Genomic DNA, 17,590 nt, shown 5'->3' with positions numbered 1-17,590 from the left:
ATAGACACGATCAACCGCTACAGCCGATCAATACTCACCCCTGATCTCCGCCATCAGGCCTTATGGGATGGCTGTGTAAAAAAATAAAAACTGCGTTCGACGGCGATCTCGCTGTCTACAGCTGCCACCTGCCTCTAGATGCCCACCCGAAAATCGGTAACAATGCGCTGCTCGCCCAAAAGCTTGGACTGGAAGTGAAAAAAACATTTCTTAATTTTGAAGGGAATGACATCGGCCTCATCTGCGATTTTGATACTTCACGAGACGATTTAAGCAGCAGACTCACGCAACTATTTCCGGACACTTACAACAGCCTATCCTTCGGGAGTGAGAAGCCCAAAAAAATAGCGATCCTGACGGGTAGTGGTTCCAGCGCTATCGACCACCTCTCTACCGAAGGCGTCGATACGTTGATCACCGGAGAACTTCGACAACACAATTTCAATCAGGCTCAAGAACTTGGGCTCAATATCTTCCCCTGCGGCCACTACGCCACGGAAGTGTTCGGCGTTCAGGCACTTGCCGAGCGTCTAGCTAAGAAAATGAGCCTCGATTGGGAGTTTATTGATACGGCGTGTCCACTGTAGAGCGTTCGTGCCCAAAACGAGCTAGTGGCACCGCTATTCCTGATACTGCTACTTTTTCTTCCGCCGCTCTTTTTGAATCTCACGCATTTTATCGCGTTCTTTGTCAAACTTGTCGCGGTTACAATTACAGTGCAGGCAGAGCGGTGAATTATAGGTCAACCTGAGACGCTCGTGAAGCTTCAGGGGGCGTTCCTTTCCTTTCTCCACAAGTTCTAGGGCTACAGCGCAACTCGGGACTACAAGTCCAATTGCTCCGTAGACCCTATCTTCCAATGACTTCTTCTTCGACACGCAAAACAGATGTCCAAGGAAACCACAATTTCCACTCTCTCACATCGAAATATCTACATCAGTTCTTCACCAAAGGACCAGGTTGACATGCCTCCCGGCAGTTAAGGCAGTTCTAAGCCTTAAAAACCCGTAAATTCCTAGCTAAATTAGCAAACTAGATTTGATAGAGACCGTTATTTCCGACACAATTGTATTCGGCCTTTCAGGCCCAAACTTCCCTAACCTCCCTCCCTCATAATGAATAGAAATAAAATTATTCCACTTATTACGCTTTCGGCACTGTGCATAGTAGCCTTGATAAGCCGAAACTTCTTGCCTAGCGAAGGAAATGAAGAGTCTCCCGACCACACGAAAACCTCCGATAAATATGTCGCTATAGAAAAGTCGGAGCAGACAGAGACAAATACTCCACCGGACTCTCCTACTCTCGAACCAAGCGCTGGGACATCAGGACTGATCAGCACGCATCACACTGGTGCCATTTTGGTCGATTTTGACAGCCAGATCGAGGGCGACCTACGAACAGAAAGGCGTCTATATCAAATCGAATCGAAACATCCTTACGTGGTTGAAGTGCGAGAGTTTAACGGTGAGGAACTGATTAGCGAGTATGCTTACGTGGCAAACAAGCTTATCGTTGGCATCCTTGAAGAAGAGACAGGGGACGATTTCGAGAATTGGTTAAATTCTGAGAACTACGCAGTTGATCATAGATCTTTCACTGGAAGACGACTCCTCGTTCGTTCTGATAACATCAGCTTAGATACCATCGCAAAGATGGATGAATCTTTCAAAACAGCATACTCTGAAGAAATCGCATCAGGCGCTGTGAGCTCAGCCAAGAACTACTTAGTATTCCCCAGTTTCACACCAAATGACCCGTCTTACACACAAACCTGGGGACTTTTCACAAGATCGAAGCCGACAAGGCGTGGGACATCGAAACCGGCTCTGAATCCGTTATCGTCGCTGTTTTAGATACCGGTGTTGATATACTCCATCCGGACTTAAAAGACAACTTATGGCGAAACCCCGGTGAAATCCCCGACAACGGCGTCGACGACGATGGGAACGGCTTCATCGACGACGTTCATGGCTGGGACTTTGTGACAGAGACAAACAAAATGATCGACCTCAATAGCCATGGTACGCACGTCGCTGGAACGATTGGCGCCCAGGGAAATAACGGAATTGGGGTACCGGGCGTAGCGCACGATGTCGCGATCATGCCGGTCAGAATTATGAATAATAGCGGTAGTTTCTACGATAATTTAGAAGGAATCGATTACGCTGTAGAAATGGGCAGCCACATCAGCAATCACTCGTATAGCTATGGGGGCGTATTTTCTGGAAGTTCAGATTTTTTGATGCGATCTGCGTTTTTGCGAGCCCAGGCCGCTAATCACATAGCCGTTGCTGCGGCGGGCAATAGGAACAGAAATAATGACACGTTCCTAATACCGCCAGCCTCACTCGACGTCGACAACATCATCTCAGTTGCCAGCTCCGAACTGAATGACAGGAAGTCAAGCTTTTCAAGCTATGGACTCGAGTCCGTAGATTTGGCGGCACCGGGGGGAAGCATCTACAGCACCATACCTGACCGAAAGTATGGCCGTAAAAGCGGCACATCCATGGCAACACCTCATGTTGCCGGTGTTCTTGCTCTGATGCTGTCTCGATATGGTACGGATTCCCCCTATACAGACATCATTGAACTGCTCTTCTCAGCCACTGACCCCGTAGACGCTCTCGACGGCATGACTCGAACAGGGGGGCGACTCAATGCTTACAATGCTGTCAAACACCTAGCCTTTGAGCCATACATCGAAGTTCCCAGTTTTGTGCAGTTAGACGCGGTCGATTCCCAGGGCTCATCTATCACACAAATCCAAATTCTGAACCGAGGCATTGGGGAGCTTTTGATACAATCCGTAGCGACAACAGACAGTGCATTCTCCGTATTGTCGGACTCAGCATTTAGCCTGGGCACTGATGAGGAGGGTGTCATCGAAATCGCTTTCACTCCAAACGGTATCGATGGCTTTGTTGATGGACAGATCATCATTGAGTCTAACGCTTCTAACACTGCTGTTGCGACAATAGATCTGAGCGCTTACTCCTTCACCCTCCCTGAGGATTCTACTCTCTCCGAGGTATCTCTTCAGCAGTTGGTATCCTACGTTCCATTTGAGGGGTCTTTCCAGGATTTTACCAAAAATCTCGCCTACACAGCGCAGGCTAGCATTCAGGAAGTGAGTATTCTTAATAAACGAACCGATGCAGCGTTCTTCAATGGTGTAGACGATATCATATCGATCGAGTCTGATACATCACTCAACTTAGGTTCCTCGCTCACCCAACGCAGCTTTAGCCTGTGGTTTGCAGCGGAAGATCTCTCACTACCAGGCAAGCAAGTGCTCTTCGAAACCGGAGGATTTGGAAGGGGCTTTAATGCCTACATCGAAGCGGGTATTTTATACGCGGGTGTCTGGGATAACATTTTAGATACTGAGATCGGCGACATCGACGCATGGCCTGGAACCTGGCGCAAATACGCGGGCCTTCAGGAAGGAAAATTCTATCACCTTGCGCTCGTTTTGGATGCTGCAAGCAAACCGAGGGAAACACAGTCTGGCGCCTTCAAGGCCTACCTCGACGGTGTTGAATTCGATACTGAGAACAGTATCGCCATGCAGATCGCCGAGCATGCCGGTGCGACAGCGCTGGGCAACTACCAGGACAACACTCTCTTCGAAGATGGTGAGACCATTGGGGGAGCCTTTCACGGCTATATTGACGATTTTGCTATTTGGAACCGAAGTCTTGAACTCGAGGAGGTTCAATCAATCGCCTCAACCGAGTTCATACAGCTACCTGAGTCTTCCACAGTCACTGAAGTCTCAAACATGGGCCTCTTCGTATACGCACCCATGGACAACCAAGTTCAGGACAGCACCAACACACTCAACCTAGTCACTCTAAGTAGTGAACCCATTGCAAATAATGGGGGTGTCTTTGAGGGCGCAGCGCGCTTCGGAGGATCTAACAATATAGTCCATTTCGAATCACACCCACTACTCAATCTCGGGGAAGCCCTCACCCAGCGAACCTTCAGCCTCTGGTTTGCAGCCGATGACCTGGACAAACCAGGCAAGCAGGTAATTTTTGAGACGGGAGGTTGGGGTCGAGGATTTAATATATACCTCGAAAACAGTGTATTATATGCCGGCGTATGGGACACGATACAGGACACAGTGATCGGCGACGAAAGTGTTTGGCCAGGAACCTGGAGACAGATCGGAGGCATCGAAGAAGGGGTTTACTACCATGTCGCACTCGTATTCGATGCGAGCGCTAAACCTAAAACCCCCCATGCGGGCGCCTTTAAGGCTTACCTCAACGGTGAGGAATTCGATGAAAGAAACAGCATCGCCATGCAGATTGCTGACCACCCTGGAAAAACAGGACTTGGAAATCATGTAGACCATACTCTCTTCCCCGACGGCAATCAGACTGGAGTAGCCTTCAGCGGATACGTCGATGATTTCGCAGCTTGGAACCGCAACCTAAGTCGAAATGAGATCAGGACACTTGCCGGGCTCCCTCCTGAGGAAATCGAAATCGGCTCCACAGTCGGTCAAATCTCGCTAGATGATATTGTCATGTATGCTCCGATGAATGATACATTTCAGGACATCACATTTAATTTAGACCTGACACCTGTAGGCGGAATATCACTCGAAGATGATCTCGGAAAGTTCGCTGGTGGTGCGAAATCTAATGGCATTGAATCCACCATGTTGTCTATCAAATCAGCACCATCCCTGAATCTCAGCCCCACATTAACTAAGCGGTCCTTTAGCATGTGGTTCTTAGCCGAAGACCTTTCATTACCCGGCAAACAAGTCCTCTTTGAATCTGGAGGAAACTTCCGAGGATTTAATGCATATATCGAAGGTAGAAAACTGTATGCCGGCGTGTGGGACACCCTGCTCGACACCGAGGTTGGCGATCAAGACACCTGGTCCGGCACATGGCGTGAAAGCGGTGACATACAGGAAGGCGTCTACTACCATCTCGCCCTCGTCATCGATGCAGGCCAAGACCCAGCCAGCCCTCACTCAGGAGCATTTAAAGCCTACCTGAACGGGGTTGAATTCGATCCTGACAACAGTGTCGCGATGCAGATCGCCGCACATTCAGGACAATCAAGCATAGCTAATTACGCCGACTCATCACTTTTTGCAGACGGCGAAACCACAGGTGTAGCCTTTAAGGGTATAGTCGACGATTTCGCCATCTGGAATCGGAGTTTAGACCAAGGCGAAATCACAACCCTCAGTGCGCGCTTTACCTTTATTCTGGATAACGAGTAGCCTTGCAGTGAGTAAGTAAGCGCCGCACACACGGATACCAATTAAACTCCTGCTTCCTGAGACGGGAGCAGGAGTGTCACACCTCGCCGACGCTCTTGGAGTAGATGTGTCGCTATGTATTTTATAATCCGTCAGTCCACTGCCCTAGCTGCAGGAATTGGCATAGCCTGATCTCGACTTGGCCATCGCTCCAGTCTCATTAGACGCCTAGGGGCAGCCTTCTCGGCAACAAGCTTATCACCTTGATAAAGACGTATCCATGCACCTAGGACCTCATCCTCATACTTGCTCTTGGAATAGGTCCAGGTCCAGTTGGGCAAAAGCTCACGAGAGTAGAGACTGAATATTTTGCTGAAAATCTCTATTTCCTCGTCTCCCGTCCCACCATTCAGAGTCTCTTTACCGCTGATCGTGTGCGTCAAATCGTTCAAACTCCTCTGGACAAAGATCTTATACTCTATCTCTAAACCATCCATGCTGAGTGATTCTGGTTTATTGATCCTGAAGCGGTATTGCATCCTTTCGTTCACTGTCTTGTAAAAACTGAAAGTTTGACGATTTATCGACTTTCGTCGGGTCGATAAGCCTAACTCAAAGTTCTCCGGGTTATCAAAAAGACGCTTATGTTCTAACCGATCAATCAGCTGCTGAGATCTGTCAGAGAGTTGGTTTTTCCATACATCAAATCGGGAACCATCCTCTCTCTGGATTTCGACCATTTTGACACTTATATCGAGTATTTTTGCTTTAATCTCCCGCCCGTCACTGGAAACCAAAGTGTAATATTCCTCATCCGCTAATATTAGATTAGCTCCGAAAATAAATCCGAGCAGACAAACGAAAATCCGAATGAACATGAGCTTGGGATAATCGACGCACTGGCAACATCAACATCAAATATGTAAGTAGCGCTTAAGGAGGGCTAATTGAAACTTCGGGGACGTGTTCCCAACTGCCTTTGTTCTGGTTGCGCCGCTCTGTCGGGGCGCAGGCCGTTGCTTCGATCGACACCATAGGGGGGCGAGGCGACAGAGCGCCTCAACTTGCTACAACCAATGGAGCCGAGGAGCGACTACTGGAAAAACTCCCCGTCCTTTCAATTGCACCCAGCGCTTAAGGTCGAAATCTCGGATGACGGACCAAACCAACAAACATCAGCGTAGATAAAACAACCAAGCTCACACCGAGAAACGACAACTGAGCTGTGCTCAATACGCTGAGTAAATAGAATCCGAGGAATGGACTCATCACACCGCGTAAACCGGTAGAGGCAGTGTGGACGCTCATATACGCCGCCACTTTGTCTTTTGGCGCCAGCTTTGTCACCCAAAGGGACCAAGTAATCGATCCCCCTGCATTGGCGATTCCATTGCACGCCATGGCAAAGCCGAGCCAAAACAGGGAGGATGTGTTGAAAAAGATACCAATACTCAGGAGAAAAAATACGTTAACCGACGCACGCACGATAATGACCGAGACCTTGTCAAATAATGCTCCCCAAATCGGAGATGCGATCATGCGGGCAATTGCAGGGACCCCAACCATGATAAACGCTATCTCGCTATTAGTGGCATTCACGGCAAAATCCGGATTGGCCATATACTCAGTCCGCAGAGGCAAAGTCATCAGATTGGCAATCCCCATCAACATCCAAGCTGATAACATAAAGCCAAATACTCTATCGGTGACGGCCAGTTGAACACTCTTCCAAGGGTTGCCTACGCTTGAAACTTCCAAGCGATCGCTAGGCATCCGCCGGAGGATAGCAGCATTGAGAAGAGTTGCGGCAGCCAACAGGACAAAAATCATGGGATAAGTACCAATGTGCAGGTCGAGCAACCTGCCCGCTCCATAGGTAGCTGTGGCAGCACCAAATCCCGCAATAATTGAAGCAATCGAAAGCCTTTTACCTCGCTCGTTTGCTGGATAGTTACGTGTGTAAATCTGCAAGATCAGCGGAAAAATCTGAACATTGAAGATGGCAGCTAATCCACAGCAGAGGCAAAACAACCAAAGGCTCTTCGCAGAGAGACTGCACAAGAGTGCTACGGCGCTTAAACATAAGGTAAAGGACGCGGCTTTCGATACACGCTGACCACTGCGAGCAATCCAGCTCAATGACAGCGGATTCAGTAGAAGACCGATGGAACCCGAAGCGGCAATCAATGCTTTCGCCGTGTCAGCTCCTTCAAAATATCGGATCGCGACCAACAGCGCGAGACTCATTAGGCCCTCTTGAACAAAGCCCTGAAACGGGGCGCGTAGCATATCGAGCCGGAAAGTCTTCCTCTTATCTAGTCCATTCTGTTCCCTCTCCGTACTCACGCTCTATCAGATCACGGCGTGGTTAGGATGCCCGTTCAAGACAATTGTCTAGAGCAGCCTTTGATTGACCTGCCTGATTCGCCGCCATCAAATTGACGGATGTCAGAATCGGATCGCTGCGACAGTGCCAACCAATCACCGAACAAACCTCATATCCCAGAACAGCTGTATGCCGACCCAATGAGCCAAGGTTGCGGCTGCGCCAAGGGAATTGTAACGCGTGATGGACTCGACTTTGGCGCAACCACTGATGCAGCGATAAAAGACATGTCCGGGGTCGCCCAAGTCAACTCCGGTTCAACTGATGGGATGGTAAAGCTCGAAGGAGGCAATTTCCTTATGGGATGCGCAGACGATGATGGATGGCCCCAAGATGGAGAAGGCCCCGTCCGAGAAGTTAAAATAGACCCATTCTGGATCTCTCAGACGACAGTCACTAACACCGAGTTCGCTGAATTTATTGACGCCACTGGCTATAAAACAGAATCAGAACGCTTCGGATGGTCCTATGTATTTTTTGGCCAGCTTCCGAAGTCTAAGCAGCGAAAGCTGAAAGAATCACGGTCGGTGAAAGGGCTGCAGTGGTGGTTCGGTGTCGAAGGTGCGTCATGGAAAAAGCCTGAAGGCCCAGGGAGCGATATCAAAAAACGGATGAACTATCCTGTCATCGGAGTGACATGGCGTGACGCGCTCGCCTATTGTATCTGGGCCGGAGTCCGGCTACCCACCGAAGCCGAATGGGAATACGCAGCACGCGGAGGCACCTCTCAGCAACGCTTCCCTTGGGGCGACAATCTCGTCCCGCGTGGTAAGTTCATGTGCAATACCTTTCAGGGCAAATTCCCCACAAATAACAGTGCCGCTGACGGCTATGCATGGACCGCACCCGCTCGGTCCTACAAGCCCAACACTTACGGACTCTTCAACGTCGTCGGCAACGTTTGGGAATGGTGCAATGACTGGTTTGATCCAACCTGGCACACGACAACAGACTATTCTCCAAACAATCCCCGTGGCCCTCAGCACCGCACGGATCGAAAATCCATGCGTGGCGGCTCCTTCCTGTGTCACAGCTCATACTGTAACCGCTATCGGCTCGGAGCGCGCACAGGAAACACCCCCGACTCCGCTACAACGAATTGTGGGTTTCGGGTCGTGAGGGATATTTAGAAAACTAGGCTAAGCTACTTAATCACTTGGGTACCGGAACAAGGGATTTTGCCTGCTGTTATTCCGCGTAAAATGCCTCGACATGACGCATTTCGTAGGATGGTCGCAAGGCGATTACAACAAAGTACTACGATCGAGTTTAAGGAATCGCATCCACGATATTTCCACGCCTTCCGCTGCTAAGAAGCAGCCACCGTTGTCCCAACAAAATATCAAATAGAGACTCACCAAACGGCACATTAAATTCACGTTTATTAGCTGACACCTCCCCCAAACCCTTAGACGACTAAAGGTCTAGATTAACTACGATTCAGCGCAAAGAATTACACGTTGGTATCGGGGCCGGCAACGGCTTTCGCCGTCACCCTACCTGGCGAATCACAGAGTTCTTTAAGAAACCCAGGATTTCTGGTGCTCAGGGCGGGATTGGTGAGCTTGCAGCTCATCCTGACTGCGCCAGGACCACCTGCGGTGTCCCTCCTCCGTTCGCTCCCCTCTCTACGCCGAACCCTTCGCGGGTTCTCATCCCGCCAAGAACTGAGCTCATGAAGCGGTTGGGCTAATTTTTAGGTCTTTTCTGACAACGAAGGTATTGGTGCTCAGGGCGGGATTCGAACCCGCACGCCGTGAAGCACTGCCGCCTGAAGACAGCGTGTCTACCAATTTCACCACCTGAGCGCTTAAAAGGCTCATAAAACCACGTAGACCGGATATGAGTGTCAATTGAAAAGCTGAAACTTCGAAGAGCTCCTGATGTTCCAACTAAGACCGCCCTGATTCGAGATCTAATGGGGTTCAGCTCGCCTTTTGATAACCGTAGATGAATCGGATGGATCCCCTTGACCCCTCTATGTCTCTGTAAATGGTTTCGGCGGTTGAACCTATTTCCAACTCCATGACCTATCCCAAACTCACAGCGTTGAGCACGATCACAGCCTTATCTTTCATTGGATGCAGTTCCGAGGTAGAAGTTAAGGTAGTCGATAAGCCGATCAACTCCCCTTATGCTGAACGGCCCATCGAGCCAGCCTCTCTAGAACCTGAACGCGTTCAGGTCGAAATGGCTCAGGCGTCGGAGGAAATAAGCGGCATGCCACATTGGGATGCTCAAAGTGATTGGGAACAAGTTCCAGCCCCACGCATGGTTAATGAAAAATACACCTTACCAACTGGAGCGTCACTGGCTATATCCAGCCTCGGAGGCGGCGGCACCGACGCGGCAAACCTAGCCCGCTGGGCACGCCAGCTCGGAATAACATTTTCGCCAGAAATGCTGCAAAGCACGGCAAAACCTGCACCTCAGGATTCACTGCCGTTTAACCGCTATGCATTAGCAAACGATACGCGCGCTTTTGACATCGCTGTCCTGCGTGGTGGTCAAAGCGCCTGGTTTTTCAAATTAGAAGGTAGCCCCGAGCAAGTCTCATCCAGCGAAGCAGCGTTCATGACATTCCTCAGCGGGATACACACACACGATGAGGATAATGGTGCTCACGGCGACAGTAACTATAATTCTACTGATGAGAAAGTAGATGCTTATGCAGATGAGAAGCCTGAAGCCACGTCAGCATCTCAAATACCCCCTACCCTTGTCTCAGCACCCGAGAATAAAATGCAACCGATGCCCGGAATGGCGGAGCAAGTCGCATCGATCGATGGAGCTACTTGGACGGTTCCTGCAAGCTGGAGAGAGGGGCCAGCCAACCCCATGCGTAAAGGCACTTATCTCATCAGCAACGACGGCGGGAATGCCGAGCTTTCCATCACAGCCTTCCCCGGAGACGTTGGAGGCTTGGAAGCAAATGTTAATCGATGGCGGCGCCAGAGTGGCTTACCTCCACTCGACGGCACAGCTATTCGTGACTCTATAGAGGCGATACCTGTTCCAGCGGGCGAAATGATAATTGTTATGATCGAGGGCTCTGCACAATCCATTTTGGGTGGTATCTTGCCTCAGGCGCTTGAGACGTGGTTTTTTAAAATGACTGGACCGGCTGCTGCCTTGAAGGCTGAAGCTGAGACATTTGAGGCATTTTTAAAGACAGTGTCATTTTAAGCGAATTGCCCAGTTCCCGATGCATCCCGCAATCAAACTTCTCACTTCGCTGCGTCTGACGGTCATCCTGCTGTCGTTCAGCATGGCGCTAGTCTTCTTTGGAACCTTAGACCAAGTAAACACCGGGATTCATGTCACTCAAAAACGTTACTTTGAAAGCCTTTTCGTTTTCTGGCAGTATCCGGACACTCTGCCGTTTGGTGATTTCCTTGGTGGCTGGTTTGGCATTCCTATGCCGGGTGGCTACACCATTGGCATATTGTTATTGATCAACCTTATCGCTGCTCACATTCAGCGCTTCCAGTGGACGCTCAAGAAAGTGGGTATACAGATTGTTCATGCCGGACTTATTCTTCTCCTGTTCAGTGAACTCCTTACAGATTTTCTAGCTGAAGAATCTATGATGAGCATCGATGAGAGCGGGTCATCCAATTCTGCATTCAATTCTCAGCATGGAGAGATCTACTTCAACCGCGATGTTGATGAAGACCACATCGAAGTATTTAGCATAGCGACCGATTATCTCAAAAACGGCGATGTCTTTGATGAACCTGGACTTCCCTTCACCGTCGAAATCCTTCGATTTTACAAGAATTCCACCATTGGTTTTCTTTCTCAGGGCGGCGGTTTTGCTCCGTCTATGGCTACCGAAGGTATAGGCAAACTTACCGGAACGCCGCGTGACCTGGGTATTCGTGGAGAACGCCCCACCTATGCCATGGATGACGTTAACACCGAAAGTGCATTCATTCGCCTCACAGATCGAGAGACTCAGGAAAACCTCGGAACTTGGCTGGTGTCCAATGTCTTGGAGGGTAATTTTCCAGCTCAAACAATGGAGTTTGGCGATGAGCAGTGGACCATCGGCATGCGATTCCGACGCTCTTATTTCCCATTCGCTCTAGAGCTGATTGATTTTCGCTTCGATCGCTACCCTGGCACTGAGATTCCAAAGAATTTCTCGAGCGAGGTCATCATTAAAGATCCGGATAATGGCGTGGAGCGCAACGCGTTGATCTACATGAATCATCCCTTGCGCTATGGAGGCTATACGTTCTATCAGGCCAGCTACGATGAGACCACCGAAACAACAACCGTGCTTCAAGTCGTCAAAAACCCAGGTTGGCTCCTGCCCTATGTATCCGTTGCAATGCTCGCTTTTGGTATGATCTGGCAATTCTCCTATCACCTGGTCGCATTTTTAGGTAAACGGAAACCCTCTGTTGCAGCATGAATTCACCCTGGATCTCTATCACCTTATTCTTCGTCTTCGCAGCTGTCTCGGTGCGGTTTATGATGCCGACGACCTATGATACAGAGTTCGACCTCGAGACTTTTGGCAAACTCCCCATTCAACAGAATGGCCGGATTAAGCCCTTAGATTCAGCGGCGCGCAATAATCTGATGCTCGTCGCAAAACGCACAACGCTGACGAACCGCGGGGAGACTCAGATGATTCCGGGAAGTCCTCAAGGGACGAAAATGGATGCCGTCGAGTGGCTTGCTTACGTCGCTTTGCAGCCGGAGTACGCGGACACCCTACGCATCTTTAAAGTCGAGTTTCCAGATGACTTGGGCCTTGCTGGCTTAGCCGAAATCAGCAAGCGCTATTATTCGTTTAGTGATCTACGCCCCTATCTCGATGAACTCCGCGAGCGTGTACAGCGTATCGATCTTGAGGACCCCAACATCGCACCTCAGGACGAACAGCTCACTCAACTCTGGAACGCCATTGGTAGATACGACGCACTCACGCGCTCGCTGAATCAAGGCTTCAATCTTGATACCGTTGCCCAAGAATATCAGGCCCTCCAGCAGGTGGTTCCCTTCATCGCCCAAGAGCTCATCCGTCAACAAAACGGAGAAGAAGCGAACGAAACGCTCCTCGAACAGTTCCGTAACACTGCGGAGCGCTATCAGTTTTTAGCTCAAAGTTCACTGTTGCGCATCATCCCCTCAGACGATGACGAACTCAAAGAGACGGATTGGTATAATATCGGAGAGGCTCTGCTCAAAGTAGTAGAAACCGGGGAAATGCACCCCTACGTTTTGCAATATGGGCGGATGACAGAAGCATTCCGAAGCGGAGATACGGAATTGTTCAATCAAGTCGTGACGGAGATGAAGGCGGATTTCAACGCCACCTACCCAGACGAAATTACCCACGTTCATGTCGAATATGGTTTTAACCAAGCGGCCCCATTTTCTGCGGCAATTTTCCTATATATCGTCATTTTCCTATTCGCCTGTGGATCTTGGTTGGGCTGGACCAAACCCCTGTGGAACAGTGCCTACTGGCTGTGTATCCTTGCTTTTGTTATCCACTCCGCAGCTATTTTGCTGCGCATGTATATCCATGGGCGCCCACCCGTGACCAACCTCTACTCCTCCGCCGTCTTTGTAGGTTGGGGCTCCACGCTACTCGCGCTGCTGCTCGAAAAATACTGGCGCAATGGCATTGGGATGGCCGCGGCCTCATCGATCGGGATTATTACCCTAATCATTGCCCACCAACTCGCCATATTGTCGGGGGACACGCTTGAGATGGTGCGGGCGGTGCTTGACTCAAACTTCTGGCTAGCAACGCACGTGATCGTGATCACATTTGGTTATTCAGCAGTCTTTGCCGCTGGATTTTTGGGAATCTTCTTCATCATCAAAGGGATTTTCGGAAAGACTTTTAGCCGCAAAGAGGCTACGTCGCTCAACTCAATGGTGTATGGCATCACCTGTTTTGCCGCACTATTTAGCCTAGTCGGGACAATCCTCGGAGGTATCTGGGGCGACCAGAGTTGGGGCCGTTTTTGGGGATGGGATCCTAAGGAAAACGGAGCGCTCCTGATTGTCATTTGGACAGCTATTATTTTGCACGTGCGCTGGGGTGGTTTATCGAGTCCAAGAGGCATCATGAACCTGGCTATTTTTGGAAACATTGTCTGTGCATGGTCGTGGTTTGGCACGAATATGCTCGGAGTTGGCCTCCATTCATACGGGTTCATGGATGCGGCTTTCAAGCCTCTGAAGTTATTCGTGCTCAGCCAGCTGTTGATTATGGGGCTATCCCTGGTTCCCTACCGCTTCTGGCGCAGTGAATACGGCCAGCTGATGGCAAAGCGTGAAGATAAAGCGACCTGCTCTAAGTCTAAAAACAGTGCGCTCTTGGGTGATCCTGCCCAATGATGTGACGGAAACCACGCGCCCTCCTACAATAGGCCTAGCTTGTCCAACTTGGGCTGGATGACGTAGGCGCAGTAGCCTTGATTTGGGTTCAGGCTGTAGTAATTCTCGTGGTAGGTTTCGGCAGGATAGAATACGTCTAGAGGTACCACTTGCGTGACAATAGGACCTTTGTATTTACCCGATGCAACCAGTTGATCGATCGATTCTTTGATGACCTGCTCCTGCTCTGGGCCATCGAAAAATACCGCCGAGCGATATTGGGTTCCTACATCCGCGCCTTGGCGATTCAAGGTGGTCGGGTCGTGCGCCAGCCAAAATACCTGAAGAATTTGAGATAGGCTTATCTGATCCGCATAGAAAACAACCTTCACCACTTCAGCGTGTCCAGTCTCTCCACCACATACGGATTGATAGTCAGGATCTACAACGTGCCCTCCCATATATCCAGATGTCGCCGAAACGACCCCGTCAATGCGTTGAAACACTGCCTCGATGCACCAAAAACAACCCCCTGCCAAAACTATCGATTCATGATTCATAGAATAATACAAAGACAGCATTGAGCTTGATCACAACTCCGAGCTCACATTCACGACATCTCAAGACTATCTGTTGATTTTTAAGCTTAGCTGTTGACGATGACTTTACCGTTATTCCCTTACTGAGGTTCACATATCAACTAACCCAAGATACAGCTATGGCATACTCACTTCCTGAATTACCCTATGCATACGATGCGCTCGAGCCGCACTTTGACGCGAAAACAATGGAGATTCATCACTCCAAGCACCATGCCGCGTATATCGCCAAGGCAAATGCTGCACTCGAATCTGAGCCAGCACTAGCAGCCAAGTCAGTCGAAGATCTCATTTCCGATCTTTCAGTTGTCCCAGAAAAAATCCGCACCGGTCTCCGCAACAATGCAGGAGGACACGCTAACCATAGCTTCTTCTGGACTATCCTGAGCGGAAACGGAGGCTCCCCGGTCGGCGCACTCGCCACTGCGATCGACACAACCTTTGGATCACTCGATGCATTTAAGGAGCAGTTCGCAAATGCGGGTGCCACACGCTTCGGCTCAGGTTGGGCTTGGCTGGTGAAAAAGGCAGATGGCTCTCTAGCCGTCACATCTACACCGAATCAGGACAGCCCCCTCATGAAGGGCATTGCCGATGTCGAGGGCACACCCATCCTCGGACTTGATGTCTGGGAACACGCTTACTATCTCAAATATCAAAACAAGCGCCCCGATTATATTTCAGCCTTTTGGAGTGTGGTGAACTGGGAAAAGGCCAACGAATACTATCAGGCCTAATTAATCACTTAACTGATATTCCACAGAGCTTCGATGCTATCAGCATCGGGGCTTTTTTGTGCCCTACCTCCAAAGTTTAGCTCCATCAAAATAAGCGTATTTCTAAGAACGAGGGCCGATGGCCTCCCAACTTTCACCCTCATCTCTTGAAACGACACGCCCTTTTTTATTTCTGCCCGACAAAATCCCAGGGATGCTCAATCCCATATTATACAAGCCTGTTTTTTCTGCTATAAGCTCCCAACTTAGACCATCTCTCGATTTGAAGAGTGCAGATGCAGGGTGCCTAAAAAACAGATAGAAGTGGGACCCGTCGTGAGTGAGATTTACTCCACGCATATCGCTCACTACCGCAGAATCAATTACATCAACGTCTTGCCACGACATACCATCTTCACTGATTTTCATGCCGTCTCGATGCCTCAGGACAAAACGATCTAAGCCGTGCACCAACTTCATTCCGTTACGATTCATCTTCTCTTCTTTCGGAAGAATGGTGTGATGGACCCATCCTTCCTTGTTTGCCACGGATATCCGTTGCTCACCTACCAATACCATTCGGTCATTACCCCAGCCCATAAGCCGAATATTCCGCGGATACTTGCCTTCCGGTAGAATCGCTCGATCAAACTTTACCGTGTCCCAATCGAGCCCATTCGTAGAAGTCTGGAAGCTTCCATCACTAATTAATAGCCAAAAACGATTTTCATAGAACGTCATTGTTAATAGCTGCGAGTTTTTGAGCGGATCGGGAGATGCCCAATCTTTACCATTGCGCGTCACGAAAATATTCCCTTTCGCTCCAGCGACGATCAGCGTGTCATTGCCAGCCACGAGCTTGTTAAACTTATTTCCCAATTTGACTTTAGAAAAATCAGCGACGTTACCTCCTCGGAATACCTCTGTCCATTGACCATCACACTGCGATAAATACACTCCACCCGTCGCAAATTTGTTTTCGACTCCGTTAGCATCCTTTCCGCTCACCGCCGAGAGACGTATCCACTTATTATCGAGCCATCCAGGAGAGACGTCAGATGTGGCGACAGGCACCGTTTGAGAAGAATCATGATAAGGGGGTGCACCCGATGCGCTTCCGGAAGCATCCATGCTCACTTTGCTACGAGCAAACTGTCGGTCTTCTGCGCTTAAACGCTCAAATGGAAAAGCATACACAACATCATCTCGCTGAAGCCTGAGATAAACCAGGCCATCTTTTAAAGACACAAACTCGGCTATCACCTCACGACCGTCGCGGTCGGTCCACACTCGAGCAGAAAGTGAAACGCAGAGAAGGGAGACTAGAATCAGAGCGTATCTCAGGGCTATCATCACAGATAATAAATCGGTAATTACACTTATTGTTAAACCCTTACACCGAAAAAGCGTGGCATCGATGATGACATCTTTTGCAATATATTTAATTGCCGTTGCCAACGTCCATCAGATTGCTGCTAGTTCGTCGGTGCATCCAAGTTGCTCATGAAGATCTTTGAATCCAACACGGACACCCAAGCCCAGGAGACCGTTAAAAAATATGTCGTTTATGCCACGAGCACGAGCTTCATACCCCTCCCCTTCGCCGACCTTGCAACACTGATCGCGGTCCAGCTGAATCTCGTAAAAAGTTTAGCAGGCATTTATAAGGTCCCTTATGACGAGTCCGCCACAAAATCGCGTGTCAAAACACTCATCGGTGCCATCGGAACCAATACCATCGCCTCCTCGCTCTTGCGCAGTTTCATCAAAACTATCCCGGGCATCGGAACGATTCTGGGCTCAGTCAGTCAGTCCCTCGCAGCCGGATCGATCACCTACGGTATCGGACAGATTTTCATCGTTCATTTCCGTGAAGGAGGCGATCTCAACAATTTGTCACTCGATACCATAAAGCCCTTCTTCCGAGAACAAGTTAAGCGCGGCTTGGATGTAGCACGCGACCTTCAGAGCAAAGATCCAGAAAAGCTACCAGAGCCTCCAGATGATTTGCGTCCCTCAGCACAACGACATCGAGTCTACTGCATCATCAAGCCCAAGTTGGGCAAGGGCGGAAAAGTCTATCTGAAAGGCTATTTTCAAGGAAAGCGTCCCGAGAAGTACATCGCAACGATTCCCGCTCTTCAGGAACGCTATGCCGTGGAAGATCTCGACCCGCTGAAAGATCAAATCGTCGCGGACTACTTACCCGTTTACGAAACGTTTCTAGAAGAAAAGTCACAGCCATCCCATAAGACCTGATGGCGGAGATCAAACCTGAGTATTGATGGGCTGTAGCGGTTGATCGTGT

The 17,590-nt window shown here is 49.6% G+C and carries 13 protein-coding genes and 1 tRNA gene; 9 read left to right on the top strand and 5 right to left on the bottom strand.

Annotation, left to right across the window (positions count from 1 at the left end; all coding sequences use genetic code 11):
• Positions 1 to 62: 62 nt before the first annotated feature.
• The 3 genes from HRU10_13235 (at position 63) to HRU10_13225 (ending at position 5,257) form a co-directional block, all read left to right on the top strand.
• Positions 63 to 587, top strand: a complete 525-nt coding sequence (locus HRU10_13235; protein NRA28194.1) for a Nif3-like dinuclear metal center hexameric protein — start codon at positions 63 to 65, stop codon at positions 585 to 587.
• Positions 588 to 1,190: 603 nt separating this feature from the next.
• Entirely contained in the window at positions 1,191 to 1,856 is a 666-nt protein-coding gene (locus HRU10_13230) for a hypothetical protein (GenBank protein NRA28193.1), read from the top strand.
• 146 nt (positions 1,857 to 2,002) lie between these two features.
• Positions 2,003 to 5,257: a S8 family serine peptidase gene (locus HRU10_13225; GenBank protein ID NRA28192.1), complete on the top strand. Its 3,255-nt coding sequence runs from the start codon at positions 2,003 to 2,005 to the stop codon at positions 5,255 to 5,257.
• 131 nt (positions 5,258 to 5,388) lie between these two features.
• Here the strand turns inward: HRU10_13225 and HRU10_13220 are convergent, their stop codons facing one another.
• Positions 5,389 to 6,114, bottom strand: a complete 726-nt coding sequence (locus HRU10_13220) for a hypothetical protein (protein ID NRA28191.1) — start codon at positions 6,112 to 6,114, stop codon at positions 5,389 to 5,391.
• 256 nt (positions 6,115 to 6,370) lie between these two features.
• Positions 6,371 to 7,582, bottom strand: a complete 1,212-nt coding sequence (locus HRU10_13215) for an MFS transporter (protein ID NRA28190.1) — start codon at positions 7,580 to 7,582, stop codon at positions 6,371 to 6,373.
• 180 nt (positions 7,583 to 7,762) lie between these two features.
• Here HRU10_13215 and HRU10_13210 point away from each other — a divergent pair, with 180 nt between their 5' ends.
• Complete coding sequence (locus tag HRU10_13210) at positions 7,763 to 8,752, top strand: formylglycine-generating enzyme family protein (GenBank protein ID NRA28189.1); 990 nt, start codon at positions 7,763 to 7,765, stop codon at positions 8,750 to 8,752.
• Positions 8,753 to 9,345: 593 nt separating this feature from the next.
• Here HRU10_13210 and HRU10_13205 read toward each other — a convergent pair.
• Positions 9,346 to 9,430 (bottom strand) — tRNA-Leu (locus tag HRU10_13205).
• 217 nt (positions 9,431 to 9,647) lie between these two features.
• Here HRU10_13205 and HRU10_13200 point away from each other — a divergent pair.
• Genes HRU10_13200 through ccsA form a run of 3 tightly spaced genes read left to right on the top strand, consistent with a single transcriptional unit; the run spans position 9,648 to position 13,988 of the window.
• Positions 9,648 to 10,808 carry a hypothetical protein gene (locus tag HRU10_13200; GenBank protein ID NRA28188.1) on the top strand — a complete coding sequence of 387 codons (1,161 nt, stop codon included), beginning with the start codon at positions 9,648 to 9,650 and terminating at the stop codon, positions 10,806 to 10,808.
• A 19-nt stretch (positions 10,809 to 10,827) separates the two neighbouring features.
• Positions 10,828 to 12,042, top strand: coding sequence for a cytochrome c biogenesis protein ResB (locus HRU10_13195; protein ID NRA28187.1), 1,215 nt, complete (start codon positions 10,828 to 10,830; stop codon positions 12,040 to 12,042).
• Positions 12,039 to 13,988, top strand: a complete 1,950-nt coding sequence (gene ccsA / locus HRU10_13190; protein ID NRA28186.1) for a cytochrome c biogenesis protein CcsA — start codon at positions 12,039 to 12,041, stop codon at positions 13,986 to 13,988. The genes HRU10_13195 and ccsA overlap by 4 nt, the downstream gene beginning before the upstream one ends.
• Before the next feature lie 23 nt (positions 13,989 to 14,011).
• Here the strand turns inward: ccsA and msrA are convergent, their stop codons facing one another.
• Positions 14,012 to 14,527 carry a peptide-methionine (S)-S-oxide reductase MsrA gene (msrA, locus tag HRU10_13185; GenBank protein ID NRA28185.1) on the bottom strand — a complete coding sequence of 172 codons (516 nt, stop codon included), beginning with the start codon at positions 14,525 to 14,527 and terminating at the stop codon, positions 14,012 to 14,014.
• A 158-nt stretch (positions 14,528 to 14,685) separates the two neighbouring features.
• Here msrA and HRU10_13180 point away from each other — a divergent pair, with 158 nt between their 5' ends.
• The gene (locus tag HRU10_13180) at positions 14,686 to 15,303 is read left to right on the top strand and encodes a superoxide dismutase (protein ID NRA28184.1); all 618 of its coding nucleotides are present in this window, start codon (positions 14,686 to 14,688) and stop codon (positions 15,301 to 15,303) included.
• A gap of 102 nt (positions 15,304 to 15,405) precedes the next feature.
• Here the strand turns inward: HRU10_13180 and HRU10_13175 are convergent, their stop codons facing one another.
• Positions 15,406 to 16,635, bottom strand: coding sequence for a hypothetical protein (locus HRU10_13175; GenBank protein NRA28183.1), 1,230 nt, complete (start codon positions 16,633 to 16,635; stop codon positions 15,406 to 15,408).
• A 150-nt stretch (positions 16,636 to 16,785) separates the two neighbouring features.
• Between HRU10_13175 and HRU10_13170 the strand changes: the two genes are divergently transcribed.
• Positions 16,786 to 17,541 (top strand): DUF697 domain-containing protein, encoded by a 756-nt coding sequence (locus tag HRU10_13170; GenBank protein ID NRA28182.1) that lies wholly within the window; start codon positions 16,786 to 16,788, stop codon positions 17,539 to 17,541.
• The last annotated feature ends 49 nt before the right edge of the window (positions 17,542 to 17,590 follow it).

This window comes from Opitutales bacterium, from assembly GCA_013215165.1.
Lineage (GTDB): Bacteria > Verrucomicrobiota > Verrucomicrobiia > Opitutales > JABSRG01 > JABSRG01.
The sequence above is the reverse complement of the archived record's forward strand: the minus strand, read 5'-3'. Positions and strand labels throughout refer to the sequence as shown.

What these genes read in the sequence shown, in the direction of transcription:
- HRU10_13235 (NRA28194.1), top strand. Translation starts at nt 63, where the DNA reads ATGGGATGGCTGTGTAAAAAAATAAAAACTGCGTTCGACGGCGATCTC.
- HRU10_13225 (NRA28192.1), top strand. Translation starts at nt 2,003, where the DNA reads ATGATCGACCTCAATAGCCATGGTACGCACGTCGCTGGAACGATTGGC.
- HRU10_13220 (NRA28191.1), bottom strand. Translation starts at nt 6,114, where the DNA reads ATGTTCATTCGGATTTTCGTTTGTCTGCTCGGATTTATTTTCGGAGCT.
- HRU10_13210 (NRA28189.1), top strand. Translation starts at nt 7,763, where the DNA reads ATGAGCCAAGGTTGCGGCTGCGCCAAGGGAATTGTAACGCGTGATGGA.
- HRU10_13200 (NRA28188.1), top strand. Translation starts at nt 9,648, where the DNA reads ATGACCTATCCCAAACTCACAGCGTTGAGCACGATCACAGCCTTATCT.
- HRU10_13195 (NRA28187.1), top strand. Translation starts at nt 10,828, where the DNA reads ATGCATCCCGCAATCAAACTTCTCACTTCGCTGCGTCTGACGGTCATC.
- ccsA (NRA28186.1), top strand. Translation starts at nt 12,039, where the DNA reads ATGAATTCACCCTGGATCTCTATCACCTTATTCTTCGTCTTCGCAGCT.
- msrA (NRA28185.1), bottom strand. Translation starts at nt 14,527, where the DNA reads ATGAATCATGAATCGATAGTTTTGGCAGGGGGTTGTTTTTGGTGCATC.
- HRU10_13180 (NRA28184.1), top strand. Translation starts at nt 14,686, where the DNA reads ATGGCATACTCACTTCCTGAATTACCCTATGCATACGATGCGCTCGAG.
- HRU10_13175 (NRA28183.1), bottom strand. Translation starts at nt 16,635, where the DNA reads ATGATAGCCCTGAGATACGCTCTGATTCTAGTCTCCCTTCTCTGCGTT.
- HRU10_13170 (NRA28182.1), top strand. Translation starts at nt 16,786, where the DNA reads ATGAAGATCTTTGAATCCAACACGGACACCCAAGCCCAGGAGACCGTT.